26 protein-coding genes and 1 riboswitch are annotated in these 24,406 nt (G+C 67.2%); of the genes, 10 read left to right on the top strand and 16 right to left on the bottom strand.

Annotation, left to right across the window (positions count from 1 at the left end):
• Positions 1-33: 33 nt before the first annotated feature.
• Complete coding sequence (locus tag QX204_RS30670) at positions 34-1,092, bottom strand: fused (3R)-hydroxyacyl-ACP dehydratase subunits HadA/HadB (protein WP_301903949.1); 1,059 nt, start codon at positions 1,090-1,092, stop codon at positions 34-36.
• A 97-nt stretch (positions 1,093-1,189) separates the two neighbouring features.
• Positions 1,190-2,986, bottom strand: coding sequence for an Rv0361 family membrane protein (locus tag QX204_RS30665; RefSeq protein ID WP_301903948.1), 1,797 nt, complete (start codon positions 2,984-2,986; stop codon positions 1,190-1,192).
• Positions 2,987-4,096: 1,110 nt separating this feature from the next.
• Between QX204_RS30665 and QX204_RS30660 the strand changes: the two genes are divergently transcribed.
• Entirely contained in the window at positions 4,097-4,531 is a 435-nt protein-coding gene (locus QX204_RS30660; protein WP_301903947.1) for a DUF3151 domain-containing protein, read from the top strand.
• Positions 4,532-4,556: 25 nt separating this feature from the next.
• Complete coding sequence (locus QX204_RS30655; RefSeq protein ID WP_301903946.1) at positions 4,557-5,723, top strand: FUSC family protein; 1,167 nt, start codon at positions 4,557-4,559, stop codon at positions 5,721-5,723.
• A gap of 1 nt (position 5,724) precedes the next feature.
• Here the strand turns inward: QX204_RS30655 and QX204_RS30650 are convergent, their stop codons facing one another.
• From QX204_RS30650 to QX204_RS30640, 3 genes are read right to left on the bottom strand one after another with little or no spacing between them, the layout of a single operon-like run.
• Entirely contained in the window at positions 5,725-6,579 is an 855-nt protein-coding gene (locus tag QX204_RS30650; RefSeq protein WP_301903945.1) for a glycosyltransferase family 2 protein, read from the bottom strand.
• A 40-nt stretch (positions 6,580-6,619) separates the two neighbouring features.
• Complete coding sequence (locus tag QX204_RS30645) at positions 6,620-7,408, bottom strand: site-2 protease family protein (RefSeq protein ID WP_301903944.1); 789 nt, start codon at positions 7,406-7,408, stop codon at positions 6,620-6,622.
• On the bottom strand, positions 7,405-8,034 hold the full coding sequence (locus QX204_RS30640; protein ID WP_301903943.1) for a hypothetical protein: 630 nt from the start codon (positions 8,032-8,034) through the stop codon (positions 7,405-7,407). The genes QX204_RS30645 and QX204_RS30640 overlap by 4 nt, the downstream gene beginning before the upstream one ends.
• 265 nt (positions 8,035-8,299) lie before the next feature.
• Between QX204_RS30640 and QX204_RS30635 the strand changes: the two genes are divergently transcribed.
• The gene (locus QX204_RS30635; RefSeq protein ID WP_301903942.1) at positions 8,300-9,589 is read left to right on the top strand and encodes an adenylosuccinate synthase; all 1,290 of its coding nucleotides are present in this window, start codon (positions 8,300-8,302) and stop codon (positions 9,587-9,589) included.
• Positions 9,590-9,808: 219 nt separating this feature from the next.
• Positions 9,809-10,102: a hypothetical protein gene (locus tag QX204_RS30630; RefSeq protein ID WP_301903941.1), complete on the top strand. Its 294-nt coding sequence runs from the start codon at positions 9,809-9,811 to the stop codon at positions 10,100-10,102.
• Here the strand turns inward: QX204_RS30630 and QX204_RS30625 are convergent, their stop codons facing one another.
• The 3 genes from QX204_RS30625 to QX204_RS30615 all read right to left on the bottom strand — a co-directional run bounded on the left by QX204_RS30625 (position 10,103) and on the right by QX204_RS30615 (position 11,959).
• Positions 10,103-10,921: an alpha/beta fold hydrolase gene (locus QX204_RS30625; protein WP_301903940.1), complete on the bottom strand. Its 819-nt coding sequence runs from the start codon at positions 10,919-10,921 to the stop codon at positions 10,103-10,105.
• Positions 10,922-11,094: 173 nt separating this feature from the next.
• The gene (locus tag QX204_RS30620; RefSeq protein ID WP_301903939.1) at positions 11,095-11,658 is read right to left on the bottom strand and encodes a methylated-DNA--[protein]-cysteine S-methyltransferase; all 564 of its coding nucleotides are present in this window, start codon (positions 11,656-11,658) and stop codon (positions 11,095-11,097) included.
• A 37-nt stretch (positions 11,659-11,695) separates the two neighbouring features.
• A complete protein-coding gene (locus tag QX204_RS30615; RefSeq protein WP_301903938.1) occupies positions 11,696-11,959 on the bottom strand; it encodes a hypothetical protein in 264 nt (87 codons plus the stop codon).
• Positions 11,960-12,021: 62 nt separating this feature from the next.
• Between QX204_RS30615 and QX204_RS30610 the strand changes: the two genes are divergently transcribed.
• On the top strand, positions 12,022-13,521 hold the full coding sequence (locus QX204_RS30610) for a MocR-like transcription factor YczR (RefSeq protein ID WP_301903937.1): 1,500 nt from the start codon (positions 12,022-12,024) through the stop codon (positions 13,519-13,521).
• Here the strand turns inward: QX204_RS30610 and QX204_RS30605 are convergent.
• Both QX204_RS30605 and QX204_RS30600 read right to left on the bottom strand, forming a co-directional pair.
• Complete coding sequence (locus tag QX204_RS30605) at positions 13,508-13,879, bottom strand: hypothetical protein (RefSeq protein ID WP_301903936.1); 372 nt, start codon at positions 13,877-13,879, stop codon at positions 13,508-13,510. The two genes, QX204_RS30610 and QX204_RS30605, sit on opposite strands and share 14 nt — an antisense overlap.
• Before the next feature lie 78 nt (positions 13,880-13,957).
• Positions 13,958-15,055: a CaiB/BaiF CoA transferase family protein gene (locus QX204_RS30600; RefSeq protein WP_301903935.1), complete on the bottom strand. Its 1,098-nt coding sequence runs from the start codon at positions 15,053-15,055 to the stop codon at positions 13,958-13,960.
• Between the two features lie 128 nt (positions 15,056-15,183).
• Between QX204_RS30600 and QX204_RS30595 the strand changes: the two genes are divergently transcribed.
• Complete coding sequence (locus QX204_RS30595) at positions 15,184-15,666, top strand: DUF456 domain-containing protein (protein WP_301908158.1); 483 nt, start codon at positions 15,184-15,186, stop codon at positions 15,664-15,666.
• Position 15,667: 1 nt separating this feature from the next.
• Here the strand turns inward: QX204_RS30595 and QX204_RS30590 are convergent, their stop codons facing one another.
• The 3 genes from QX204_RS30590 to QX204_RS30580 form a co-directional block, all read right to left on the bottom strand.
• Positions 15,668-16,516: an amidohydrolase family protein gene (locus tag QX204_RS30590; protein WP_062991754.1), complete on the bottom strand. Its 849-nt coding sequence runs from the start codon at positions 16,514-16,516 to the stop codon at positions 15,668-15,670.
• 36 nt (positions 16,517-16,552) lie between these two features.
• Positions 16,553-17,941 carry an FAD-dependent oxidoreductase gene (locus QX204_RS30585; RefSeq protein WP_301903934.1) on the bottom strand — a complete coding sequence of 463 codons (1,389 nt, stop codon included), beginning with the start codon at positions 17,939-17,941 and terminating at the stop codon, positions 16,553-16,555.
• 191 nt (positions 17,942-18,132) lie between these two features.
• Positions 18,133-19,356, bottom strand: a complete 1,224-nt coding sequence (locus QX204_RS30580; RefSeq protein WP_301903933.1) for an RNA-guided endonuclease InsQ/TnpB family protein — start codon at positions 19,354-19,356, stop codon at positions 18,133-18,135.
• A gap of 172 nt (positions 19,357-19,528) precedes the next feature.
• Here QX204_RS30580 and QX204_RS30575 point away from each other — a divergent pair, with 172 nt between their 5' ends.
• The 4 genes from QX204_RS30575 (at position 19,529) to QX204_RS30560 (ending at position 22,349) form a co-directional block, all read left to right on the top strand.
• Positions 19,529-19,945, top strand: coding sequence for an Rv0361 family membrane protein (locus QX204_RS30575; protein ID WP_301903932.1), 417 nt, complete (start codon positions 19,529-19,531; stop codon positions 19,943-19,945).
• A gap of 45 nt (positions 19,946-19,990) precedes the next feature.
• Positions 19,991-20,110, top strand: a riboswitch (SAM riboswitch).
• A gap of 17 nt (positions 20,111-20,127) precedes the next feature.
• The gene (locus tag QX204_RS30570) at positions 20,128-20,544 is read left to right on the top strand and encodes a rhodanese-like domain-containing protein (RefSeq protein ID WP_301903931.1); all 417 of its coding nucleotides are present in this window, start codon (positions 20,128-20,130) and stop codon (positions 20,542-20,544) included.
• Between the two features lie 10 nt (positions 20,545-20,554).
• Positions 20,555-21,763: an O-succinylhomoserine sulfhydrylase gene (locus QX204_RS30565; RefSeq protein ID WP_301903930.1), complete on the top strand. Its 1,209-nt coding sequence runs from the start codon at positions 20,555-20,557 to the stop codon at positions 21,761-21,763.
• A 52-nt stretch (positions 21,764-21,815) separates the two neighbouring features.
• A complete protein-coding gene (locus QX204_RS30560; protein WP_301903929.1) occupies positions 21,816-22,349 on the top strand; it encodes an STM3941 family protein in 534 nt (177 codons plus the stop codon).
• Positions 22,350-22,449: 100 nt separating this feature from the next.
• On the opposite strand, the gene QX204_RS30555 is transcribed toward QX204_RS30560, so the two are convergent.
• From QX204_RS30555 to QX204_RS30550, 3 genes are all read right to left on the bottom strand, one after another.
• Positions 22,450-23,643, bottom strand: coding sequence for a type II toxin-antitoxin system HipA family toxin (locus tag QX204_RS30555; RefSeq protein WP_301903928.1), 1,194 nt, complete (start codon positions 23,641-23,643; stop codon positions 22,450-22,452).
• On the bottom strand, positions 23,640-23,834 hold the full coding sequence (locus QX204_RS34490; RefSeq protein ID WP_357373707.1) for a type II toxin-antitoxin system RelB family anti-toxin: 195 nt from the start codon (positions 23,832-23,834) through the stop codon (positions 23,640-23,642). Before QX204_RS34490 ends, QX204_RS30555 begins: the two co-directional genes overlap by 4 nt.
• Before the next feature lie 210 nt (positions 23,835-24,044).
• Positions 24,045-24,401 carry a hypothetical protein gene (locus QX204_RS30550; RefSeq protein WP_301903927.1) on the bottom strand — a complete coding sequence of 119 codons (357 nt, stop codon included), beginning with the start codon at positions 24,399-24,401 and terminating at the stop codon, positions 24,045-24,047.
• Between the last annotated feature and the right edge of the window lie 5 nt (positions 24,402-24,406).

The following is a 24,406-nucleotide window of genomic DNA, read 5'->3' as shown; positions in this document are numbered from 1 at the left end:
CAATGGGTCGTGGCGGACCCGGGCGGGTAGGTGCTAAGTCAGGCGGATTTCGGCGGCTGCTCGGCCGAAGAGCTTGCGGCCCTCGGAGATTCCGCTCAGCAGGACCGTCGCCGCGCGGCGGTCGGGGTCCACCGACTTGATCTTTCCGGAGAACTCGATGACGCCCGCCTCGGCGGGGGGAACCGGGACGAATCCCGAGAAGCGGACGCTCAGCTTCTCGATGGCGGTGGGGTCGCCGAGCCAATCGGTCAGGTACTGCGCGGCCAGGCCCATGGTGAGCAGGCCGTGGGCGACCACGGTGGGTAGGCCCGCCAGTTCGGCGGCGCGGTCGCTGAAGTGGATCGGGTTGGGGTCGCCGGAGACGCCCGCGTAGTTGGCCAGGTCGCCGCGGGTCAGGCGGGCGGTGGCGGGGGGAAGTTCGGTTCCCTTTGCCAGAGTGTCGAATTCGGGGGTGGTGTTGACCGCTACGGGTTCGCGCTGGGGGAGCGCGGGGGCGGGGCCGGTGAGGCGGATCAGGGGGTCACCGATACCGTCGCCGCCGACGGTATCGGGGTGCGGGTGCATGCTGATGTTCTCGACGGCCTCGACGATATTGGGGTCCACCTCGACACCGCGGCGGGCCACGATCATGGTGGTGCCCTGTACGGCGACCTGGCCGTGCTGGTTGCGCAGCGTGAAGCCGACGTTGATGAAGTCGTTGTCGCTGAACTGGCGGATCGACTCGATCTCGAGCTCGGTGCTGATCCGGTCGCCGGCCAGCATCGGCTGGAACAGCTCGAACACCTGGTCGGTCTGCAGCACCTGCGACAGGTCGTACTCGCTGAGCACGCTGTCGAGCAGGGCGCGGGTGGCCGTCATGCCGATCACCGAGGCGAAGGTCGGCGGGGCGATCACGCCGTCGTAGCCGAGCTTGCGCGCGTCGACTTCCTGCTGATGGGCCGGGTGCAGATTCTGCACCGCCCTGGCGAATTCTCGGATCTTCTCGCGGCCGACTTCGTAGTGATCGCGGAACCCGAAGCGCTGACCGACCGGTGTCGCATCCGGGACCACAGCATCGATGTCCGGCTGCTCCACTGTCTGTTCCCTGCTCATGATCCAGAAAACTTACTTGTTTACTGGTCTGGATCACCAGTTATGTGTGACCCGTCATAGCAGGCAGAAGCGCCCACTAGGACGGGTCGACGCACGATCAGGGGGTACCCGCGGGGTCGCACACCTTCCAGCTACCGTCGGTGCGCTGCAGGTCGAACGTCCGCGCGGTCCGCTTCGACGGATCCGCCGAGGTGTACACGGTGGCCTGAGCCAGCGCGGTATCGCCGGTGATCCGCACCGCGTCCACACTGTCGACGACCGGGATGGAACCGCGCTCGGTCGAGACCTCGTGCACGCCCTTGAACTGTTCGGCGGTGATGCCCTGGTAGAACGTGTGCAGCTCGCCGCAGGTGCTCGCCCGCAGGTCCTCCAGGTCGCCGCTGCGAAGGGCGTCGGTGTAGTCGCCGATCACGGCCTTCACCTGACCTTCGGGCGAATCGTCCGTACCGCCCATCAACGCCACGACTGTCGCGATCAAGGCGACGACCAGCACCGCGGCACCACCGGCGGCCAGCAGCCATTTCTTCGACTGCTTCGCGCCGGGTTCCGCCGGGGCCTCGCCCTGCGCCCCGATGCGCTGGGGCGGCGCGACCTGCCGCTGCCCCTCCGCCAACTGCTGCGCGGGTCTGGTGGGCTGAATGTCGGCGGGCGAAGGTGCCGATCCACCCGTCCGCTGTGGCGCGCCCGGACCGCGAGGCGGTGAAGGCTGAGTCTCTTCGACCCCCAGCTGCTCCGCACCGCGCGAACCCTGCGGACCGGGGCCCGTCGGACCCTGCTGGCCGAGTCCGGGTTGTCCCGCGCCGACCGGGGCCTGCTGCCCCGGTCCATTGGGCCTGGGGCCGACCGGTCCTTGCTGCGGCCCGCGCGGCGGTCCCTGCTGACCACCCGGGCCCACCGGCCCGTGTTGCCCCGGACCGGCGGGGGACTGACCCGGACCGGCGGGTCCGAGCTGGCCGGGCGCAGGCTGTCCGGCCTGCCGTGGTCCGGCCGGACCACGCGGCGTATTCGGCGGGGGAGTCATCGCGGGTCGTCCGCCGGCGGGCGGCACCACCCGATCGGTCCCACCCGGACCGGCGGTCTTCGGCCGCTGTACCGGCATGGCGGTGGTCGGCGAATCCGCAGACGCCACCTTCATCGACACGGTCCGGTCCTCGGAGGAGGCGTTGCCCGTCGGCTTGCTCGTGCTGAACTTTTCCGTCGCCTCGACGTCGACCGGCTTGTCGTCCCGCGAGTCCGCTGTTTCAGACCCGGACGAATCGGCCTCGGGTTCTCCGGTCGAAGCGACGGCCGGGTCGTTCTCGGGCTCTGCCGCCGGGGCCGCACCGGGAGCGGCCTCGGACTCCTTCGAATCAGCCTCGACCGCAGCCTTATCGGTGGCACTCGGGGTTGTATCGCCGTCCTGCGCGCGTGCGCCGTCGGCCGTCGGGTTCGAAGCTTCCGACGCCTCGTCGGAGCCGCTGCCCCCTGCCGCTACCGCGGCACCTACGGCCGCACCGCCCGCCGCCGCGGCAACCGAGCCGAGTTCGGACTCGTCGCTCGGAGCGGTCGCGTTGTCGTCCGTTTCCTCCGGTGGGTCGATGGTGAGATCGGCCCGGCTCATCGCGGCCGTCGGTACATCCGCTTGAGCCGACTTCGCTTGGTCGCCACCTATTTTCACCGTGCGGTCATCCGCCGAACCGCGTCCGGCGGCCGGACTCCGCCCGGGAATCGACATCGCGGTCGTCGGTGCGTCCGGGCCCGCGAGATCAGCGTCCCGCTCGGCAGGAGGCGCGGAGCTCGGAGCGTCCGGCTTACCGCCCTGGTTCTTACCGGGCAAACCCTTCGACAGCCCCGCCAGCGGCGATCCTGCTCCGGCCGAATCCTGCTCCGGCCCTTGCTCACCCGGCTGCCCCACAGGCGCGTTTCCTTGCCGACCGGCCGGCGCCGGTCCGCCCGGCCCGCTCACTCGCGGAGCGCCGCCAGGTCCGGCAGGGCGCGGTCCCGCGTTGCCCGGCCCGCCTGGCTGCCGAGCGCCGGGCGCACCGGCAGGTCCGCCTCCTACTCGGGGTCCCCCGGCCGGCGACCCCGGTCCACCGCTCGGCCCGCGGCCACCGCCTTGCGACGGCCCGCGTCCCGCTTGGGGTCCGTTCACCGGGCCACCGGTCGGAGCGCCGGGCCGTGGTCCGCCCTGACCCGGATGCTGTTGTGCACCAGGCGCGTTGCCCGGTCGACCCGAAAATTGCTGTGCGCCGGGCACATTGCCCGGCTGTCCCGCGCCGGGACCGCTACCCGGTCGCGACCCGCCCGGCGTGAACCCCGGCCGACCCCAGGACTGCTGTGCCCCCGGACCCGAAGGCTGTTGTCCGCCCGGCGTATTCCCCGGCCGCGCGGAGCCCTGCCCCACACCGGGTGCGGTACCGCCCGGGCGTCCACCGGCAGGATTGCCCTGCGGAGCCCGAAGTCCGCCCTGCGCAGATCCACCCGCATTGCCCTGCGTGCCTGCTCGGGGTCCCTCCGCGCCGGGACCACCCGAGCGCCCCGGGCCACCGGGCTGATCGCCCTGTCCCGCGGCAGGCTGCGTCCCACCGGAACGAACGTCCTGCACGCGCGCGGCATCATCGGGCTGACGCGGCAGATCCTCTCGCCGAATCACCACCGTCTGGTCCGCGTTCACCGGCGGCCTCGTCGCGCGGTCCGGCTCGGTGACCGACTCCGGTGCGCCTGGAGGAGACGCGGACGAATCGTCACGCCGGCCGGGCGCGCCGGGACCGGCAGACTTTGCTGCCGGGTTGTTCTCGTCGGTCGGGTCGGACACCTCTGTACCCCTCGCTCAGGCTCGAACGTTGCACTCTGCGCTCAGCCTAATAGGCACGGACGCGAAGCGGTCCCAAGTCTCGCGCGCACGGCCGAAGCGAAGGCGGAGCTGCACCCGGCGAGTGGGTCCGCATCGCGGCGTTGCGGCGCGTGGGGGAGCGCTGCGGCGGGCCGGTCGGCGCCCGTCGGACCCTCGGTGCACAATGAACCCATGACCTCCTTCGGTGACCTGCTCGGACCGCAGCCGGTCCTCCTTCCCGAACTGACCGACGCCGAAGACGCTATTGCCGCGGGCACCGACCCCGTCGAGGTCGCCGCGCAATACCCGGCCGCATCGATCGCATGGGCCCAGCTGGCAGAGGCCGCGCTGAAGCGCGCCGGTGGCGAGGTGAACCACGACACCGTCGCCGCGTACGCCTTCGCCCGCACCGGCTACCACCGCGGCCTCGACCTGCTGCGTCGCAACGGCTGGAAGGGTTTCGGCCCCGTCCCGTGGAGCCACGAAGCCAACCAGGGCTTCCTGCGCAGCGTCGGCGCGCTGGCGAGCGCCGCGAAGACGATCGGCGAGACCGAGGAGTACGCGCGCTGCCTCGACCTGCTCGAGGACTGCGATCCGCGCGCGGCGAGCGAACTCGGCCTGGACTGAGTCAGTGGTCGGGTCCGAGTCGTAGGTGAGCGAACACAGGCCGTTCGTCGCCGTCGCCACTCCGGTGGTCGCGGCCGCCAAGGTCAGCACCGTCGGCCGGTACCGGGCGTCGATCGAGCGCCTGCGGCTCTCGGCGGTCCCGATCATCCAGTGCGCGCTCGGCGCCGCACTGGCCTGGTTCATCGCCCACAACCTCGTCGGCCACGTCGAACCGTTCTTCGCGCCGACCGCCGCGGTGGTCTCCATCGGCGTCTCGTTCGGCGCGCGAGTGCGCCGGTCGGTGGAGCTGGTGGTGGGTGTCGCGGTGGGCATCGGCATCGGTGACCTGTTCATCGCCCAGGTAGGCACCGGTGTCTGGCAGGTGGCCCTGGTGGTCGGCGGCGCCATGTCGGTCTCGGTTTTTCTCGGCAGCGGCGCGCTCATGACGATTCAGGCGGCTGGTTCGGCCGTGCTGGTCTCGACCTTGAATCAGGCGCCCGGCGCGGGCCCCAACCGCATGATCGACGCCTTGATCGGCGGACTCGTCGGCGTGCTGATGGTCGCGCTGATCCCGCTGCATCCCGTGCGCCGCGCCCGCGAACATGCCGCCGACGTGCTGTCGGTGATGAGTAAATCGATGATCACCTGCGCCGAGGGTCTGCTCGAACAGAACTCGACGAAGGTGTCCGACTCGCTGTCGGCGGTGCGCGACACCCAGCCCAAGATCGACGCTCTCCGCGACGCGCTCGCGGGCGGCCGCGAGATCAGCCGCATCTCGCCGCTGTACTGGAATTCCCGAAAACGCTTGGAGCGCATCCACAACGCGGCCGACCCGCTCGACAACGCCGTCCGCAATACCCGGGTACTGCTGCGCCGTTCGCTCACCCTCGTCCGCGACGACGAGGTCCTCGATCCGCGCTTGATCGACCTCCTCGACCAGTTGGGTCACGCCACCGATGTGGTCCGCAAGATGATGCTGGCCGACCCGGGCGAACAACCCGATCAGGCCGAAGCCCTCAAGTCGGTGCGCAGCGTCGCCAAGGGCGCCCGTCCCGAACTCGTTGTCGGGGCGGGATTGTCGGCACACGTGGTGTTCGCGCAGCTGCGTTCGATCGTGGTGGATCTGATGGTGGTGTGTGGGATGCAGCGCATCTCGGCGATCGCCCTGCTCCCACCCACCGTGCCCAATCCGTATGTGACGCCCGAGGAGTGACTCAGTCGCCGACGGGGGAAACGCGCGCGCGTCCCGACCGCAGCGAGAAACGCTTGCGATCGAAATCCCACGCCCGGTAGATCGGCCACTGCGAGGTGTGCATGATCCAGGCGCCGGTGATCACCGCGCGATGGAACGGCACGACGGCGTAGCCCTGGTTGGCGATGGTCTGTAGGCCGCGCAGCTGGTATTTCCACCACACGCTCGGCGGGGTCTTGCGACGGCGTGCGGAGATCTCGGCCCGCAGCGTCGGCAGCTGGTCGATGCGCAGCTTCGCCTTCGACAGGCACAGCGCCAGATCGAGGTCTTCGTGCAGATCACGGCGGGTGGTGGTGGCCGAACGCACCTGGTCCCACGCCGAGCGCCGGACCGCCATATTGGCGCCGTGCACATTGCCGACGGGCTGGGTCTTGATCAGCCCGAGGCGCTCCTGGCCGCCGATCGCGGCGGCGAGGAAGATGCCGATCGGGGAGTCGTGATAGGTGCTGATGCCGGTCACCGCCTGGGTGTCCGGGTGGGAGTCGAGGTGGGAGCGCACGGTGGCGCCCCACTCGGGGGAGACGAGGGTGTCGGCGTCGATGCGGCCGAGAATGTCGCCGCGAGCCTTGTCGAAACCGGTGTTGCGCGCGAACGCGACGCCGGGCTGCGGCTCGGAGATCAGTTCGATCTGGGGATGTCGGGCGGCTAGTTCGGCGACGATCTCGCGGGTGTTGTCGGTGCTGCCGTTGTCGACGACCACGATCTCATCGATCGCATCCTGGCTGACGAGGCGCTCGAGGCATGCGGCGATAACCGCTGCTTCGTCGAGTGTCGGGATGACGACGGACAGGACAGCGGACGATTCGGTGGAGCTCATACGCAATTTCCGTTCCAGGGTCGATTCTGACCCGAGGCTATCAACGCCAGAATCGGGTCAACTGGCCGCCGTAGGCAGCCCACACCTCAGGTACCCCCGAGAGTTCGAACAATGCGTACACAGCGTTGAAGAACACCTGGTTGAGCGGTGTGAAGAAGATGACCGCGAACAGGATCAACATCCCGTACGGCTTGAACTGATCGAGCGAACGCCGTGTCTGGTAGCTCAGCGACGGCTCGATGATCCCGTAGCCGTCCAGCCCCGGCACCGGCAGAACGTTCAGCAGAAACGCGGTGATCTGCAAGAACGCCAGAAAACTGAGCCCGCACCAGAACGCGGCATGCTCGGCGACCGATCCGAAAGCCCGGATCACGATCAGCAGCACCACCGCGCACAGCGCGTTGGACGCGGGCCCGACCGCGCTCACCAGGCGCTGCACACTCGTCTTGAACCGTGTCGTGTCGACATACACCGCGCCACCGGGCAAACCGATCCCGCCGAGTGCGATGAACACCAGCGGCAGGCCGATCGACAGCACCGGGTGGCTGTACTTCAGCGGATTCAGCGTGAGATATCCGCGCACCTCCACCTCGTGATCGCCCGCACGCCAAGCCACGTACGCGTGGGAGAACTCGTGCAGGCACAAACTGATGATCCAGCCGAACACCACGAGCAGGAACACGCCGACCTTGGCGCGCACCGAGTCGATGTCGGCGTCCCAGGCGAGTGCCCCGCCGCCCACGGTGATCAGCACGATCAGCAGGAAAACCGGGCTCGGCCGGACCGCGCTGTGCCCGGACCGCCGTTCCGAGGGGAAGGAGTAAGTCATCGCACCAGTAGCCAGGGTTGTTCGAATCGGTAGAAAGTCGAGCGGGGAACCGTGCGTTCGGCGGTGATCCCGTCGCGGGTGACCACGGCGCGCGGGGTGCCGAGCTGGGCGGCGCGACCGGAGACCCAGGTGCGCTTGCGCAGACCTTTACGCACTCGCGCGCGGACGCCGGGCATCGTCATCGTCGGCGAGATCAGCATCGTGGTGACCTTGCCGGTGAACAGCAGCGTGTCGTCGACATAGGCTTCGCCTTCGAGCTTCTCGCCGTCGACGCCGGTGATGCTCGCGCGCCCGACCAGCACGGTGCCGGTGTCGTCGCGGATCAGCGGCGTTTCGATCGCCCGGCCCTCCACCGCTCGCTTCGCGGCGCCGTTACCGGTTCCGGTCTGATAGACCCGCGAGGCGTAGGTCGTCTCGACGGGCACGAAACCGACCTCGACGTGCAACCGTTCGGTGCGCATCAAATGGGTGAGCACGGCGGCGAGCGAGGCATCGGCGCCGAGCACGATCAGGCGCGGGAGGCTGTCGGCGGCCAGCACCGGCAACAGCTCATCGATCACCGCGACATCGGGCACCCGCCCGGTCTGGGTATTGGGTAACGAGGAGAGCGCGATCGGGACCGGCATTTCACCGCATCGGAGAACGTGGGTACTCAAACTGCGGTACACCCTCCTCGGTCACGCAAACTCACTGCCGACTGGTAACCGTAACCGATCAGGGCAGGTGCGGTAGGGCGGGGTCGGCGCGCTCCGCGGGGCAGGTCGGCGGGACCTGATCAGGCGTCGGCTAGACTGTGCCTCCGGCCACCGCCTCAGTGTTGGACGCGCCAGCGTCTACGGCAGGTAGCTGCAGTGCCGCGTGTGCTGCCGTCGATCTGTAGGAGACTCCGAAATGCCGGCAATCGTCCTCATCGGTGCCCAATGGGGCGACGAGGGTAAGGGCAAAGCTACAGACCTGCTCGGTGAGCGGTTGCAGTGGGTGGTCCGATACCAGGGTGGCAACAATGCCGGTCACACGGTGGTTCTCCCCAACGGCGACAAGTTCGCGCTGCATCTGATTCCGTCCGGCATCCTCACCCCCGGTGTCAAGAACGTCATCGGCAACGGTGTCGTCGTCGACCCCGGCGTGCTGCTCGACGAACTCGCCGGTCTGGAAGAGCGCGGAGTCGATACCTCCGGCCTGCTGCTCTCCGCTGACGCGCACCTGATCATGCCGTACCACGTGGCCATCGATAAGGTCACCGAACGCTTCCTCGGCAACCGCAAGATCGGCACCACCGGTCGCGGTATCGGCCCCTGCTACCAGGACAAAGTCGCCCGCGTCGGCGTCCGCGTGGCAGACGTGCTCGACGAGAAGATCCTCACCCAGAAGGTCGAGGCCGCCCTGGAGTTCAAGAACCAGGTGCTGGTCAAGATCTACAACCGCCGCGCGCTCGATCCGCAGCAGGTGGTGGACGAGGTGCTCGAGCAGGCCGAATCGTTCAAGCACCGCATCTCCGACACCCGGCTCGAGCTGAACCTGGCGCTCGAGCGCGGCGACACCGTGCTGCTGGAAGGCTCGCAGGGCACGCTGCTCGATGTCGACCACGGCACCTATCCGTTCGTCACCTCGTCCAACCCGACCGCGGGTGGGGCCGCGGTGGGTTCGGGCATCGGTCCGAACAAGATCGACACGGTGCTCGGCATCCTGAAGTGCTACACCACCCGCGTCGGCTCCGGCCCGTTCCCGACCGAGCTGTTCGACAACTTCGGTGAGTTCCTGGCCAAGAACGGCGGCGAGGTCGGCGTCACCACCGGTCGTGCGCGGCGCTGTGGTTGGTTCGACGCGGTGATCAGCCGCTACGCGACCCGCGTCAACGGCGTCACCGATTACTTCCTCACCAAGCTGGACGTGCTGTCCGGCCTGGACACGGTGCCGATCTGTGTGGCTTACGAGGTCGACGGCAAGCGGGTCGAGCAGATGCCCACCACGCAGACCGGATTCCATCACGCCAAGCCGATCTACGAGGAACTGCCGGGTTGGTGGGAGGACATCTCCCACGCCCGCACCTTCGAGGAGCTGCCCGCCAACGCTCAGGCGTATGTGCTGCGGCTCGAAGAGCTGTCGGGTGCGCGGATCTCGTGCATCGGAGTGGGTCCGGGCCGCGACCAGACGATCGTTCGCCACGACGTGCTCGCGTGATGTGAGACTGCGGAACTAGCCAGAGGTCCGGTGCCGGTTTACGGCACCGGACCTCTTTTGTGGACGGAGTGCCGGACCCTGTTCAGGGCAATGCGCGCGAACCACATACCGCCGACTGACGCTCGGGGGCGGCGTGCTCGGCAGCGGTTGGCGCCACTCTCTGACAGTCGAACGGTTCGCCGGGGTAGCGTCGAGAAGGGCTTCGTATGGAGGTGGACGATGGCGATGCGTGGTGTTCTCGCCGCTGCGGCGTTGCTCGCGCTGGCGGTCCTGCCGGGATGCGCCGCGCCGGACGCTCCCGTCCCCTCGCCCACCACCGCCACGGTGACTTCGGTGTTGCCGCCCGCGCAGACGCTGGCCCCATCGCAGCAGCGCAACGAGCGCATTCGCGGAATGCTCTACAGCGCCGGTTGCACGAGTAACAGCTGCGTTCAAGCCTACTTCGCCTGTATGGACGGCTACCTCACCGGTGAGCCGTGCCAGTTCTTCCGCGATCACCCACCGCCGCCCTGATCACCTTGTGCGGGTGAGGAATTCGCCGACGGCGGGCGCGAGGATCGAGACCTTCGGGTTGTGACTCACCCCGGGGAGCTCGGCGAACTCCGCCTTCGGCAGCGTCGCGGCCGCGGCCTTCGAGCCCTTGATGAGCAGTGGTGCGGTGCGCTCGCCCGCGAGGACGAGCACCGGTACCTCGACACCGCGCCAATCGGCCGGATCCAGCTGCTTGCCCTGCATGTACGGCTTCATCACCGCCCAGTCGTGGGCTGTCGAATTCGAGGTTGCCGCAAGCGTTTTCCAGAACGGTGTCACCCGCATCGCCGCCACCATGAGCAACGGCATCCCCATCGCCTTGGTCATGTAGTACCGCACGGTCTTCCCGCGCTCACCCGCGGCGATCATCGGATGGAGCTTGACTTCCAGATCCTTCGGCGGCACATGGCCTTTCGTGTCGACCACGAACGGGGGCTCGAAAGCCACCACTTCGGTGACGCCCGGTACCGACTGCGCGGCCAGCAGTGCGAGCGCGGCGCCGGAGGACCAGCCGAACAGCGCCGCCTTCCCGCCCTCGGCCTCGACCAGCGCCGCGATATCGGCGACCTCGTTGGCCGCGTCGTACACGCCGGGGGAATCCGTGCTGTCGCCACGCCCGCGCCGGTCGTAGTTCAGCACCGTCAGCCCGTAGTCGTCGGCCAGGGCCTGCGCGAGTTCGACCATCGTCGGGAACTCGCGGTAGCTGAACGCACCACCGATCAGGATCACGGTTCCGGCCGTCCCCTCACCGATCCGGTCGTAGGCAATCGTGGTGCCGTCGGCCGACGTCACTGTATGCATGGGGAAATCCTCTCGATAACGGGCCGCCGCGCTCGACGGTACGCGATCGCCTCGACCGCAGGTCCGCGCGGGTTTCGCGGACCCGGCAGTTGACCGCCGGCCGGACGAGTTCGATCTTGTTCGTTGAGACGGTGGCCGCCGAGCGAATTCATCGGTGGCGACCTGGATGCCGATCAGAACAACATCGGCTCGCCGAAACCCGGCGTCCGTTCGATCTCCAGCAGTCGCGCTTTGGTGCCGATCCCGCCCGGCGCCGAGAACCCGTGCAACGCGTGATCGGCCGCGAGCACCCGATGGCACGGAATGATGAGCGGCACCGGATTGCGTCCCAATGCCTGCCCGACTGCCTGTGCGGAGCCGGGAGCGCCGAGGCGACTCGCGATATCGCCGTAGCTGAGCGTGTGACCCGGGTCGATGTCGCGCGTCACCGCGTACACCGCGCGATGGAATTCCGGCACACCTCGCAGATCCACCTCGATCCAGCGCAGCGAATCGAGCGCTCCGTCGAGGTGGGCGCGGATACCCGCGATCGCCTCGACGATCACCGGCCCCGGCGCGCTCTCCGGCACCACGGACCCGTCGAACGGCCGGGTGATCCGCGCGAGGGTCTCCTCCTCACTGGCCTCCGGCAGCTGGAACCGGACGACGGAATCACCGTGCCAGGCGATCGCGCACAGCCCGATAGCGGTGTCGAACAGTGCCGAGACCACCGTCTCGGTCTGCGTCGAGTCACTCATGAACACAGTGTGCGCCGATCCACCGACAAAGACACGCTCACGCGGCGAGCGACCCCGGCTGCGTGTCCGTCGAGGAATGGTTAAGGCCAGTTTCAGGCAACTGGACTGCCTTGTCGTCGACCTCGTGCGCCCGCATCGCGTCGAGATCCCGGTAGAGACGTTGCTCGTCGTAGGTGCCGAAAGCCCGGTCATGCGGGAGATATTGGAAAGGCCAGAACGGCAGCTCGCCCTTCTTGGGCGAGAAGTGGTAGACCGCCAACCCGAAGGCAACGGCAACGGCGAGGGCGAGGAAAGTGGTCATATCAGTAAGAATCCACCGACTGGCCTTGCTTAGAAATATCCACTTAGGGAATACTGGACTTTATGGCGACAAGAGTGATCGGTGCGGCAGGTTTGGCTCGCGACCTCGGCCGGTGGCGTGACCCGGAAACCGATGGCGATGCCGAACGTCGCCCGCACCGGCCCGCCTACCTGGCTCTGGCCGAGGCCATCCGGCTGCTGATCCACGACGGTCGCGCCCCGCTCGGCGTCGCGCTGCCCAGCGAGCGTGATCTGGCGGGCACCCTCGGCGTCAGCCGCACCACCATCACCTCCACGTATTCGCTGCTGCGTGAACACGGCTACCTGATCAGCCGCCAGGGTTCGCGCAGCACGGTCGCGCTACCGCCCGCGATCCAGCATGACGGCGCCAAGCCGAGCCGCGGCATCATGGCCCTGATGGCGCAGCCGGAACTGCCGACCATCGACATGACCTATGCCGCGATGCCGGCTTCCCCGGAATTGCACGATGCGTATTCCATCGCGCTGCAAGGAATTCCGTCTTACCTCGGTACCCACGGCATGGACCCGGTCGGCATCCTCGCGCTGCGCGAAGCGCTGGCCCGCCGCTACACCGCCCGTGGCCTGCCGACGGAACCGGAACAGATTCTGGTGACTCTCGGTGCGCAACACGGACTTCGGCTGCTCCTCAACGTGCTCGCCTCGCCGGGCGCGCGAGTGCTGATCGAGCACCCGTCCTACCCGAACGCCATCGAAGCCATCCGCGATGTCGGCGCCCGCCCCATCCCGATCCCGCTTCGGCCCGAATTCCCGGACGCCGGTTGGGATCTCGAAGGCCTGCGCAGCACCGCGAGGCAGACCGCGGCCACCCTCGCCTATTTGGTTCCCGACTTCAACAACCCCACCGGTCTGCTGCTGAACGCCGAAGGGCGCGCCGAACTGGCCGCCATCGCTCGTGACACCAGGATGACCGTCGTCGTCGACGAGTCGATGGGCGAACTGAACCTGTCGGACGCAACGATGCCCCCGCCGGTCGCCGCGTTCGCGAAAGGCTCCGAGATCGTCACGATCGGTTCGGCGTCGAAGTCGTTCTGGGGCGGCCTGCGCGTCGGCTGGATCCGCACCAATCAGCCCCTGATCGCCAAGCTGCTCGGCATCCGCTCCACCGTCGACCTCGGCACCCCGGTGATGGACCAGCTCGCCACCGTCCACCTGCTCGAGAACGCCGAGCCGATCCTCGAGCGCCGCCGCGAACAGCTGCGCGCTCAGCGCACCGCCCTGCTCGACGCCGTCGCCGAAGACCTCCCCGGCTGGCACATCGCGGTCGGCGCGGGCGGCATGTCGGTGTGGGCCCAGCTGCCGAGCCCGGTCTCCACCGCGCTGGCCGCCACCGCCCCCAACCACGGTGTACTACTCGCCGCCGGACCACGTTTCGGCGTCCAGGGCGCCTTCGAACGTTTCGTCCGCCTGCCCTACACCCACCCCGCGCCCGACCTGCGGATCGCCGTCAAATCCATCGCCGCCGCCTACGACGCCCTCACCCCGCGCGCCGCCGACCCACTCCAACCGCTCACCTGCTACTGAACGCGCACGGGTCGTGCCCGGTGGACGCGGGCTCGGGGCGGACGGTCTCGTACCCCGCCCCGAACATGAACAGCACCGCGAGGACCGCACCCACCGCGGTCAACGGCACCGCGACGGCGCTGCGTTCGGACGGATAGCGGAACAACAGCACCAGCAGACACAGCAGCGAGATCGCGGCGGCCAGCAGCAGCCCCGTCGCGAGCCCGTTCAGCACGGTCACCATCACCGGCACCGGTGCCTCGGTGTGGCAATGGGTTTCGGCGCTCTGCGCTCTACGGGTGTCGAACAATCCCTCCGCCAGGATGAAACACAGCACCGCGGAGCCGAAGGTGGTGACCGCGATGAGGGCGGCGAGCACCTTCGGTGGCGTTCGAGCGGTTCGGATCCTCGGCCTGTCGTCGATAGTGGAAAACTTTACCGACGACAGGCCGACAAATCAGTCAGCCCAGACCGTTTCGATCGGTGTCGCGACGTTCGGCGGGGGAGTGGGCGTGCCGCCCGGGGTGCGCGAGAACCGCGGCGCGGGCGCGTGCTGCACCACACCGTCGATCTCGATCAGGCCGGTACGGGCCACGATGTGCGGATTCTCGGTGGCCTCGGTGAACGTCAGCACGGGCGTGGTGCAGGCGTCGGTGCCGTCGAAGATCGCGGCCCACTCGTCGCGGGTCTTGGTCAGGAACTTGTCGGTGAACAGCTTGCGCAGCTGCTCCTGACCGTTCGGGTCGATCTGCACCGGCAGACCTTCGGGGTCGATCTCCAACCCCGCCAGCAACTCGGCGTAGAACTGCGGCTCGATCGCGCCGACGGCCATGTACTTGCCGTCGGAGGTCTCGTAGGTGTCGTAGAAGGCCATGCCGGTATCGAGCAGGTTGGTGCCGCGCTCGTCGGACCACAGGCCGACCCCGCGCATGCCCCAGATCATGTGCGAAAGCGAAAGCGCCCCATCGATCATCGCGGCGTCGATCACCTGGCCCTTGCCGGAACTCTGCCGTTCCACCAGCGCGGCGAGCACGCCGAACACCAGGAACATCGAGCCGCCGCCGAAGTCGCCGACCATGTTCAGCGGCGGTACCGGCCGCTCGCCCTTGCGCCCGATGGCATTGAGCACGCCGGTGAGCGAGATGTAGTTGATGTCGTGACCCGCGCGATCGGCGAGTGGGCCGTGCTGGCCCCAGCCGGTCATCCGGCCGTACACCAGGCGCGGATTGCGGGCCAGTACATCGTCGGGCCCGAGGCCCATGCGCTCGGTGACGCCGGGACGGAAGCCCTCGAGCAGCACGTCGGCCTTCTCGACCAGGTCGAGGATCTTGGCGACGTCGGCGGGGTCCTTCAGATTCGCCTCGACGATCGTTCGCCCACGCCACTGCGGGCGCTCCATGAAGCCGGGCAGCTGATTCGGGCGCTGCACGCGCACCACGTCGGCGCCGAGGTCGGCCAGTAGTAGCGCGGCGTGCGGGCCAGGCCCGATGCCTGCCAACTCGATGACCTTGATGCCCGCAAGGGGCCCCTGCTTGGCGGTGGACTCCGTGCTCACGCGGTGACCTCAGTTCGTTGTCGAACGGTATTGACACATTGACAATAGCGCTGGGGTGGCGGCTCGGGTAGAGCATGGGCGAGAATTCGCACGAGCGCGACTCGGCGCGGCAACGGGAGGACCCGGTAGTGGGCGTGTGGGGTGAGGTCCTTGTCGGCCTCGTCATTCTGGTCGGCATCGTCGGCGTGATCGTTCCGATTCTGCCGGGGGTGATCCTCATCTTCGCGGCGATCGCGGTGTGGGCGTTCATGACCGGCGGCGCGACGGCCTGGACGGTGCTCGCGGTCGCGACCGTCGCGCTGGTGCTCTCCGGCGTCGTGAAGTACACCTGGCCGGGAAAGCGGATGCGCGAAGCCGGGGTGTCGAACCGTGCGCTGCTGGTCGGTGGGGTGCTCGGCATCGTCGGCTTCTTCGTGATCCCGATCGTCGGCCTGTTCATCGGCTTCGTGCTCGGCGTCTACCTGGCCGAGCTGTACCGCTTGAAGACCAACGACCTGGCGTGGCCCGCGACGATGCACGCGCTCAAGGGCGTCGGCCTGTCGATGCTGGTCGAGCTGTTCGGCGCGCTGATCGCCGCCGGCGTATGGCTCACCGGCGCGATGGTGAGCTGACCTATTCGATCACCGGCAGCGGGCGGGTGTGCTCGTCCGCGCCGGGCAGTTGGTTGCGCGGGATCGGGATGGTCGGGTTCTCGGCGCGCGGGAGCGGCACCGGCTCGCGGCGCACCGCGGGCAGCCGGTAGAACTCGCGGGCGTTGTCCTCGAGTACCGCGTGCATATCCGCGCCCACCACCTGGCAGATCAGGTCCACATCGCGCTCCTCGAACGGCCTGCCGGCGCGCGTGCCGGGCAGATCGCTGCCGAACATCAACGCACCCGGGTTGACCGTGTGGATGCGGCGCAGGGTCTCGGCCACATCCATCTCGACCCGCCCGAATCCGGTCGCCTTCACCCTCGCGCCGCGGTCGACCAGGTCGAGCAGGTACGGCAGACCCTCCTCGGACATGCCGAGATGGTCGATCGAGAGCGCGGGCAGCTTCGAGATCACCGGTTGCAGCGAGGCCAACATCTGACCGTCGATGTAGAGCTCGACGTGCCAACCCGCCAGTTCGTGCGCGCGCAACGCCTGCAACGTCATCTCGGTGATGTCGGCGGCGGCGCGCTTGAGATTGAACCGCAGGGCTCGCACGCCGGCTCGGTCCAGCTCGAGGATCTCGTCGTCGGTGGCATCGAGATCGAGTCGGGTCACGCCGACCCAGTCGGGACCGAGCGCGGACAGTGCTGCCTTCAGGTACGTCTGATCAGCGCCTTGGAAAGACGCGCTGACGACAGCACCGCCGCGAACCTCGAAGTGCGCCATACGCTTTCGATAATCATCGATCACGTAGGGCTCGGGGAGATAGCCTTCGTTCTCGATCAGCGGAAACCGCGGATCGATGATGTGGACGTGGGCATCGAACACTTGTACAGAATGCCCTATCTCGGGAACGGCGGCAGCTCAGGCCTTGTTGGGCTCGGACGCGCGGAGCATGTCCTCGCGCTCGACGACCTTCACGCGCTCACGGCCTTCGGGTTCGCCGAGGGCGCGCTCGTGGGCGTCGAGGCGGTACCAGCCCGCCCAGGTGGTGAACGGAATGCCCTTGCCCTCGAGGAACTCGGTGACGGCGTCGAGCTCGGGCTTCGGCGCGGGGGCGAAGCCCTTGGCGTCGTCGAGCAGGCAGGCGATGGTCTCGTTGGCGTCGCCCTTGGTGTGGCCGATGAGGCCGACCGGGCCGCGCTTGATCCAGCCGGTCACGTAGGTGGCGGGCATGAAGCGGGCGTCGCCTTCGGCGGTGTCGTCGGAGATCACGCGACCGGCCTCGTTGGGCACCGTGCCCGCCTGATCGTCGAACGGCAGCTGGGTGACGTTCTGCGAGAGGTAGCCGACGGCGCGGTACACGGCCTGGATGTCCCAGTCGGTGAAGTTGCCGGTGCCCTTGACGTTGCCGGTGCCGTCGAGCTGGGTGCGTTCGGTCTTCAGGCCCACGACCTTGCCGTCGGCGCCGATGATCTCCGAGGGCGACTCGAAGAAGTGCAGGAACAGCTTGTGCGGGCGGTCGCCGTGATCGCGGATGGCCCACTGCTCCAAGGTGTTGGCGACCATGTCGACCTGCTTGGAGTTACGGCGCGCGGCTTCGGAGCCCTCGTCGTAGTCGATGTCCTCGGGGTTGACGATGACCTCGATCGTCGGCGAGTGATCCAGTTCGCGCAGCTCGAGGGGCGTGAACTTGGCCTGCGCGGGGCCGCGACGACCGAACACGTGGACCTCGAGGGCCTTGTTGCCCTTGAGTCCCTCGTAGACGTTCGGCGGGATCTCGGTCGGCAGCAGTTCGTCACCGGTCTTGGCGAGCACGCGCGCGACGTCGAGAGCGACGTTGCCGACGCCGAGCACGGCGACCTTCTCGGCCTCGAGGGGCCACGAACGCGGGACGTCGGGGTGGCCGTCGTACCAGGACACGAAGTCGGCGGCACCGTAGGAGCCGTCGAGGTCGATGCCGGGGATGGCCAGGGCGCGGTCGGCGTTGGCGCCGGTGGAGAAGATGACCGCGTCGTAGAACTGGCGCAGGTCGTCGAGGGTGATGTCGGTGCCGTAGTCGATGTTGCCGAGCAGGCGGACCTGGTCCTTGTCGAGGACCTTGTGCAGGGCGGTGATGATGCCCTTGATGCGCGGGTGGTCGGGGGCGACGCCGTAGCGGATCAGGCCGAAGGGCGCGGGCATGCGCTCGTAGAGGTCGATGCTCACGTCGGCATCGGACTTCATCAACGCGTCGGCGGCGTAGATACCGGCCGGTCCCGCACCCACGATCGCAATGCGAAGTGGGCGAGTCGCTGCACTCTGTTCGGTCATTTCTACGCGCACCCTTTGGTCGAGAACTGATTTGACGGCGTCAACTTAGCTTAGGCTAAGTCGCCGTTTCGGCTTACCGGCAGCTGCCGAGTTGCGGCAGCAGGCCGCAATCACGTGTGATTCTAGCTGCGACGCATATGGCATCCAGGGGCGCGGTGTGGCTGCCCGCACGGTTGTTTTTCCTGTCAGGATTACAGCTTGACATCGTCCTGGCCATGAAGAACCGGGATCCCCACCCTCGCGGGTCGGGTTTTCTGCTTCATCGACGACTGCCCGCCCGGAGGGTTCCGTTGAGGTCTCACACCATCTCCACAGACTGTCACCGCCAGCCCGGCGGCCAAAATATTCTTCGCGGCGTTCACATCCCGATCATGTCGGACACCGCAACCACACACCCATCCACGCACCTCGAGCGGCATCTTGTTCCGCAGGACACCACACGCCGAGCACAGCTTCGACGAGGGATACCAGCGATCTATTGCAACCACTTCGCGGCCGTACCAGTTGGCTTTGTACTCCAGCATCGACCGGAAATTCGACCACGACGCATCCGAGATCGCTCGCGCGAGCGAGTGATCTCGGATCATGTTGCGGACGGTCAAGTCCTCGATCACGAGCGTTTGGTTCTCACGCACGAGCCGAGTAGTGATCTTGTGCAGGTAGTCGCGTCTGCGGTCGGCGATGCGAGCGTGGACGCGAGCGACTTTGCGCCGAGCCTTGGCTCGGTTGGCTGAGCCCTTCTCCTTGCGGGACAAGTTGCGCTGAGCTTTCGCCAATCGGGCACGGTCAGCGCGTTCGTGGCGCGGGTTGGTGATCTTCTCGCCGCTCGACAGGGTGAGCAAATGAGTCAGCCCGGCGTCGATCCCGACCGTCTGATCGGTGCGAGGCAGCGATCCCACCGTGGGGTCCTCGCACAGCAAGGACACGAACCAGCGCCCGGCCGCGTCTCGCGACACCGTCACCGAGGAGGGATCGCCGGGCAGCCCGCGCGACCAGACGATATCGAGCGGTTCGCTCATCTTCGCCAAGGTCAGTTTCCCGTTACTCCATCGGAACCCTGACCGGGTGTACTCGGCACTGGGCCTGGACTTCTTACGGGATTTGAAGCGCGGATACCTCGCCCGTTTGGCCCAAAAGCTGGCGAACGCGGCTTGCAGGTGCCGCAACGACTGCTGCAACGGCACCGACGAAACCTCACCTAAGTAGGCGAGGTCTTCGCCGCGTTTCCATTCGGTCAGCATCGCCGACGTGGCGTTGTAGTTGACCCGCTCGCCCCGCTGCCACGCGGCAGTCCGGGCTTCGAGCGCGAGGTTGTATACCTTGCGTACACATCCGAAGGTTCGTTCCAACTCAGCGGCTTGCTCCGGGGTCGGGCGAAACCGGTACTTGAAAGCCCGCTTCACCACCTCGCTCATGCCTCACAAATTAACATGCTTGTTCGTAAACTGACTTTCCGAAAGGAGGAGTAGCGCTGGGCGCGCCAGGCATCAACTTGTCGTGCTCCTGCCGGTCATGGATGACCGCGCTTCCGCGCTACGGCACCCAATGAACGAGGAGCAAACAGGCTCGGATGACCAGCCCGTAGTGGTGGATCAGACCGACAAGCGTTCCATCGTCCCGTTCGTCGCGGCCGCGGTGATCGCGATCATCGTGCTCATCGGCATCGTGGCGGGCGGACTGCTCTCGCCCGCTGAGAAAAATGTCACAGAGGCCGACCGTCTCGCGGCCGCCGTCACCAACTATATCGACGCCCGCTCGCGCAGCGACCTGCGTCCACCGACCGGTGTGGCCTGCCCCGGCTTCGACGAAGAGTCCTCCGGCCTCGGTGAACGGCTGGGTGGCCCGAAATCGGCTGTCACGATCGACGGCAAGGGTTTCGAGAACGCGACCGTGAACGGCGACCGCGCGAAAATCGACGCGACCGTGGTGGTCGACGGCAAACCGGCCACGATCAACTGGAAACTGACCAGCGTCGACGGCGCGTGGCTGGTGTGCACTTTCTGAATCGTTTGACACGGTGACCTGTGCCGAGGCAATCTCAGATCGCAAGGTCATGAGTGCCAGCGTCAAGCCCCGGCTCGCTGGTCGGCAACCCTCCTCCGCGGTGGGGTGCTCCGGGTGACGACCTGGCCGTGTGTTCGGGGACTTCCGGCACGGCAAGAGCGGATTCACGCAGGAGGATCGACATGACTTACGCCGGCGACATCACCCCTGAGAAGGCGTGGGAGCTGCTCACCGAGCACCCCGGCGCCGTCCTGATCGACGTGCGCACCGAAGGCGAGTGGGCGAACATCGGCATCCCCGACACCAGCTCCATCGAACGCCCGGCCCATTTCATCGAATGGGTCGACGGCACCGGCACGCGCAACCCGGAGTTCGGCGTGCAGCTGGAGAAGGCACTCGCCGGTCGCCCCGACGACGCACCGGTGGTGTTCCTGTGTCGCTCCGGTCAGCGTTCCGCGCACGCGGCGAACCTGGCGACGGCGGCGGGCGTGGCACCGTCCTACAACGTGCTCGACGGTTTCGAAGGTGGTCCCGACGCGTTCGGTCAGCGCGGCAGCACCGGTTGGCGCGCGGTCGGCCTGCCGTGGCGTCAGGCATAAGGAGAAAAGCATGATCACCGGTGGTTCGTTCGACAAGCCACTGCCAGAGGGCGTCGGTCCGGGCACGCTCGGCGTGCGCGGTGGCCTGCGCCGTTCCGGTTTCGACGAGACGTCCGAGGCGCTGTATCTGACCTCGGGTTTCGTCTACGAGAACGCCGAAGCCGCCGAAGCCGCGTTCACCGGCGACGTCGAGCACTTCGTCTACTCCCGCTTCGGCAACCCGACCGTGGCGATGTTCGAGGAACGCATCCGCCTGCTCGACGGCGCCGAAGCGGCCTTCGCGACCGCATCCGGCATGTCGGCGGTGTTCACCGCGCTCGGCGCGCTGCTGAAGGCGGGCGACCGTCTCGTCGCCGCCCGCAGCCTGTTCGGTTCCTGTTTCGTGGTCTGCAACGAGATCCTCCCGCGCTGGGGCATCGAAACCGTCTTCGTCGACGGTGACGACCTCGACCAGTGGGAACAGGCTCTCTCCGTCCCCACCCAGGCCGTCTTCTTCGAGACCCCCGCCAACCCGATGCAGACCCTCGTCGACGTCCGCAAGGTCACCGAGCTCGCCCACGCCGCGGGCGCGAAGGTGGTGCTGGACAACGTCTTCGCCACCCCCCTGCTCCAGCGCGGCTTCGAGCTCGGCGCCGATGTGGTCGTCTACTCCGGCACCAAGCACATCGACGGCCAGGGCCGCGTCCTCGGCGGCGCCATCCTCGGCGCCAAGGACTACATCGACGGCCCCGTCAAAACCCTGATGCGCCACACGGGCCCGGCCCTGAGCCCCTTCAACGCCTGGACCTTGCTCAAAGGCCTGGAAACCATGCCGTTGCGCGTCCGCCACTCCACCGAGTCGGCCCTGCGAGTGGCCGAGTTCCTGGAGACCAAGAACTCGATCGACTGGGTGAAATACCCCTTCCTGGAATCACATCCACAGCACGCCCTCGCCAAGGAACAGATGACCGGCGGCGGCACAGTCGTCACCTTCGCCCTCAACGGCGACGACGGCAAGAAGCGAGCCTTCGAGGTCCTCAACCGCCTCCGCATCATCGACATCTCCAACAACCTCGGCGACGCCAAAACCATGATCACCCACCCCGCCACCACCACCCACCGAGCCATGGGCCCGGAAGGCCGTGCCTCGATCGGCTTGTCCGACGGCGTAGTCCGCATCTCGGTCGGCCTGGAAGACCTCGAGGATCTCCTCGGCGACCTCGACCACGCCCTGAGCTAGCTCCGGGTTCGACGACCAAAGCCGTTCGCTGTCAAGGATTTACACTGCGACCATGACTGCTGGGGGAGTCGCGCAGCCTGCGACGTTCTATTACCCGTCGATCCCGCGTTCGATGGCGATGATCGCGCTTTCGGCCGTGTTCGTCGCGCTCGGCGTTTGGATCGTGTTGTCCGATGATGCACCGTTGGTGCCGCTCATCGCAGGGGTGCTGTGCATACCGCTCGGACTCGGCGCCGGGCTCGTCTTCGTCGGCCGACTGATCTGGCGTCGACCGGAACTGGTATTGAGCAACGACGGACTCGACCATCGCCAGTCCGGTCGTTTCACCTGGGACGAAGTGGCTCACGCGCGCATATTCGTCCAGCGCACCTCGGCGCTGTCCAAGGTGCGTTACGTCCAGCTGGGCCTTCACGACCCGGAGGCATACTTCGCGCGAAGTTCCCGGCGAATTCGCCTGCTGGCCAAGCTGAATCAGAAGCTCGGTTACGGCGCAGTGAACCTGCCGGAATCGATGCTGGGCGCGTCACCGGAACAGGTACTGACCGCAATGCGCCACTATCGACCGACCCTGATCATCCTCCCGTAGCTACGGGCACAACCGAATTCTCCCGGACCACGCCTGTGTTAGCCCTCGAGAAGTGCCAGGCGCCAGGAGACGAATGGGCAGGGCAGATCTGACAGCCCTGTCACGAGTTGAGCGAAAGCTCCAATTCCCCTCGGCGCAAGCGCAGCTCACGCCGAGTCCTGTTCAACGGTGAACCGGCAAACGGGAGCTGGTCGAAATCGACCGTCGCGGCGGCGCGGAGCGCAAGTTGCTGCGCTGACTTCGCGGCCTTGGCAGGCAGCCCGATTTGTCCGGCGAACTCGGCCCAGTGCTTCGCTCGAAGGCCTCTGGTTCGTCCGGCGATCGGCAACGCCATCGAATCGTCGTCGTAGACGAGAGTGCACGGAATGTCGTACAGCGGCGCGATACTCCAGCGCCCCATGCTGTCCCGGAGGACCCCGACGTTCTTGCCGTGCAGGTCACCGTTGCCGGTCAACCACGCGAACAGGAACTGCAGGTAGAGATTTCGTGCTGCGATCAGAGGGGCACGGACCATGCCGGCAAGCGCTTCGACGACCTGCACCGCGTCAACGTTGTATTTCGACGACGGCGGCAACCCGAGGACCTGGGTGGCATCCTCGAACGCGAGACGATGCCATTCGTCCCCTTCGTGCACACGATCGAACCGTTGGACCAGCAAGCCGGGCTGTCCAGATCGGTCGTGCACCAGGTCCGACCTGGCAACCGCAACCTTCAATCCCCGTGCCGCGGTCAAGTGCGCGGATTCGTTTTCGATCAGGTACGGATATCCCGACTGTGACAGCTTCAGGATGAATCGACCGAAGCCCGCGGCAATCGGCGTGCTGATCATCGACGCGCTCGCCTTGTTCTGGATGCCGGGGATCGCCTGTCGATCGACATCGTCTACGAGGCGGTCGAATTCGAGCTCGTCGGCTGACATGCAGTCGACCAGCGCGGGAACGTCAACAGGTTGTGCGCCGGCGGGAAACACTTGAACGTCACCCGGTACATCGGCACCGACCGCGAGCAGCAGGCTGAGTTCGTCATCAGCGCTGGTCTTTACAGCACGACGAAGCACAGTCAAGCGGTGCCCTTCCGGCAGCAGGCCCGCGAAGAAGGCTGGTACAGACCCCGATGCGCCGGTGACCGGCTCGGTGCCGAGCGGCAGCGTAGAAGCGACCGGATCACCGGAATACTCGGGTGCGTACTGAAATTCGGTGGCGCCTTGCTGTGTCCGGTTGATCGAGGCGGCGAGGGTACCGGCCTTATAGACATCTGCGCTCCTGACGGTGCGCAATGCTTCGAAGTCTGTCATGGCGTGACCACCAGGGACAGCCCCAGCGCGCCGGCCACCGCTGCGACCGTCCCGATGCTGGGTGAACCTCGCCCCTGCTCGATATCGCGGACCGTTCGGGTCGAGGTGCCCGCAATTTCGGCAAGCTGCTCCTGCGTCAAGTGATGGAGGCGCCGCTCCGCTCGAATTGTCGCGCCCACCGCTTGCAGCATATTCGCAGCCAGCCTTCAGTCGGCAGAATTCCGCCGAATTTTCCATCGGCTAAGTGAGGGTACCTCACATGTTGGAATACCGGCAATATTCTGCCGACTTGGCGCGGGGTGGCCAACCTGTCACCCCGCCAGGGCTGAACCGGCAGGATATTGCCGAACTGAGGTTGGGGAGGGTGCTGAAGACCTCGAAGATCTGGACCACGCCCTGAGTTAGCTCCGAGTATCTGTCCTTGCGGCGTCCAGAATCGCGATCGCCTCGTCGAGCGGATCGATGACGAAGAGTTCGGTTCCGGCGTCGGTGTCGACGCGCAGGCGAGTGCGGAGGCCGCCGCTGAACAGGCCGCCGTCCGGGCTCTGCCGCCCGACGGCGCGCAGTTGGGTCAGGCTTGCTTCCCAGCGCTTGCCGCCGGTGATCGCATCGAGGTGATTGGGTACGAAGAGCAGTCGGGTTTCGGTCAGGTGGAGGCGTCCGCCGACGGCCCTGCCGCCCTGTGTTCGATTGGCGAGCTTCTGCCAGACGACGTTCTCGGAGGCGTTCAGCGCGGGGCTACCGATCCACAATCCCATGGTTC

It is taken from the genome of Nocardia sp. PE-7 (assembly GCF_030486425.1).
Taxonomy (GTDB): Bacteria; Actinomycetota; Actinomycetes; order Mycobacteriales; family Mycobacteriaceae; genus Nocardia; species Nocardia salmonicida_A.
This window is presented reverse-complemented; position numbering and strand designations above follow the sequence as displayed.

Coding starts and splice junctions, on each gene's coding strand:
- QX204_RS30670 (WP_301903949.1), bottom strand. CDS start 1,092: ATGAGCAGGGAACAGACAGTGGAGCAGCCGGACATCGATGCTGTGGTC.
- QX204_RS30660 (WP_301903947.1), top strand. CDS start 4,097: ATGACCTCCTTCGGTGACCTGCTCGGACCGCAGCCGGTCCTCCTTCCC.
- QX204_RS30650 (WP_301903945.1), bottom strand. CDS start 6,579: ATGAGCTCCACCGAATCGTCCGCTGTCCTGTCCGTCGTCATCCCGACA.
- QX204_RS30645 (WP_301903944.1), bottom strand. CDS start 7,408: ATGACTTACTCCTTCCCCTCGGAACGGCGGTCCGGGCACAGCGCGGTC.
- QX204_RS30640 (WP_301903943.1), bottom strand. CDS start 8,034: ATGCCGGTCCCGATCGCGCTCTCCTCGTTACCCAATACCCAGACCGGG.
- QX204_RS30635 (WP_301903942.1), top strand. CDS start 8,300: ATGCCGGCAATCGTCCTCATCGGTGCCCAATGGGGCGACGAGGGTAAG.
- QX204_RS30630 (WP_301903941.1), top strand. CDS start 9,809: ATGGCGATGCGTGGTGTTCTCGCCGCTGCGGCGTTGCTCGCGCTGGCG.
- QX204_RS30625 (WP_301903940.1), bottom strand. CDS start 10,921: ATGCATACAGTGACGTCGGCCGACGGCACCACGATTGCCTACGACCGG.
- QX204_RS30620 (WP_301903939.1), bottom strand. CDS start 11,658: ATGAGTGACTCGACGCAGACCGAGACGGTGGTCTCGGCACTGTTCGAC.
- QX204_RS30615 (WP_301903938.1), bottom strand. CDS start 11,959: ATGACCACTTTCCTCGCCCTCGCCGTTGCCGTTGCCTTCGGGTTGGCG.
- QX204_RS30610 (WP_301903937.1), top strand. CDS start 12,022: ATGGCGACAAGAGTGATCGGTGCGGCAGGTTTGGCTCGCGACCTCGGC.
- QX204_RS30585 (WP_301903934.1), bottom strand. CDS start 17,941: ATGACCGAACAGAGTGCAGCGACTCGCCCACTTCGCATTGCGATCGTG.
- QX204_RS30580 (WP_301903933.1), bottom strand. CDS start 19,356: ATGAGCGAGGTGGTGAAGCGGGCTTTCAAGTACCGGTTTCGCCCGACC.
- QX204_RS30570 (WP_301903931.1), top strand. CDS start 20,128: ATGACTTACGCCGGCGACATCACCCCTGAGAAGGCGTGGGAGCTGCTC.
- QX204_RS30565 (WP_301903930.1), top strand. CDS start 20,555: ATGATCACCGGTGGTTCGTTCGACAAGCCACTGCCAGAGGGCGTCGGT.
- QX204_RS30560 (WP_301903929.1), top strand. CDS start 21,816: ATGACTGCTGGGGGAGTCGCGCAGCCTGCGACGTTCTATTACCCGTCG.
- QX204_RS30555 (WP_301903928.1), bottom strand. CDS start 23,643: ATGACAGACTTCGAAGCATTGCGCACCGTCAGGAGCGCAGATGTCTAT.
- QX204_RS34490 (WP_357373707.1), bottom strand. CDS start 23,834: ATGCTGCAAGCGGTGGGCGCGACAATTCGAGCGGAGCGGCGCCTCCAT.
- QX204_RS30550 (WP_301903927.1), bottom strand. CDS start 24,401: ATGGGATTGTGGATCGGTAGCCCCGCGCTGAACGCCTCCGAGAACGTC.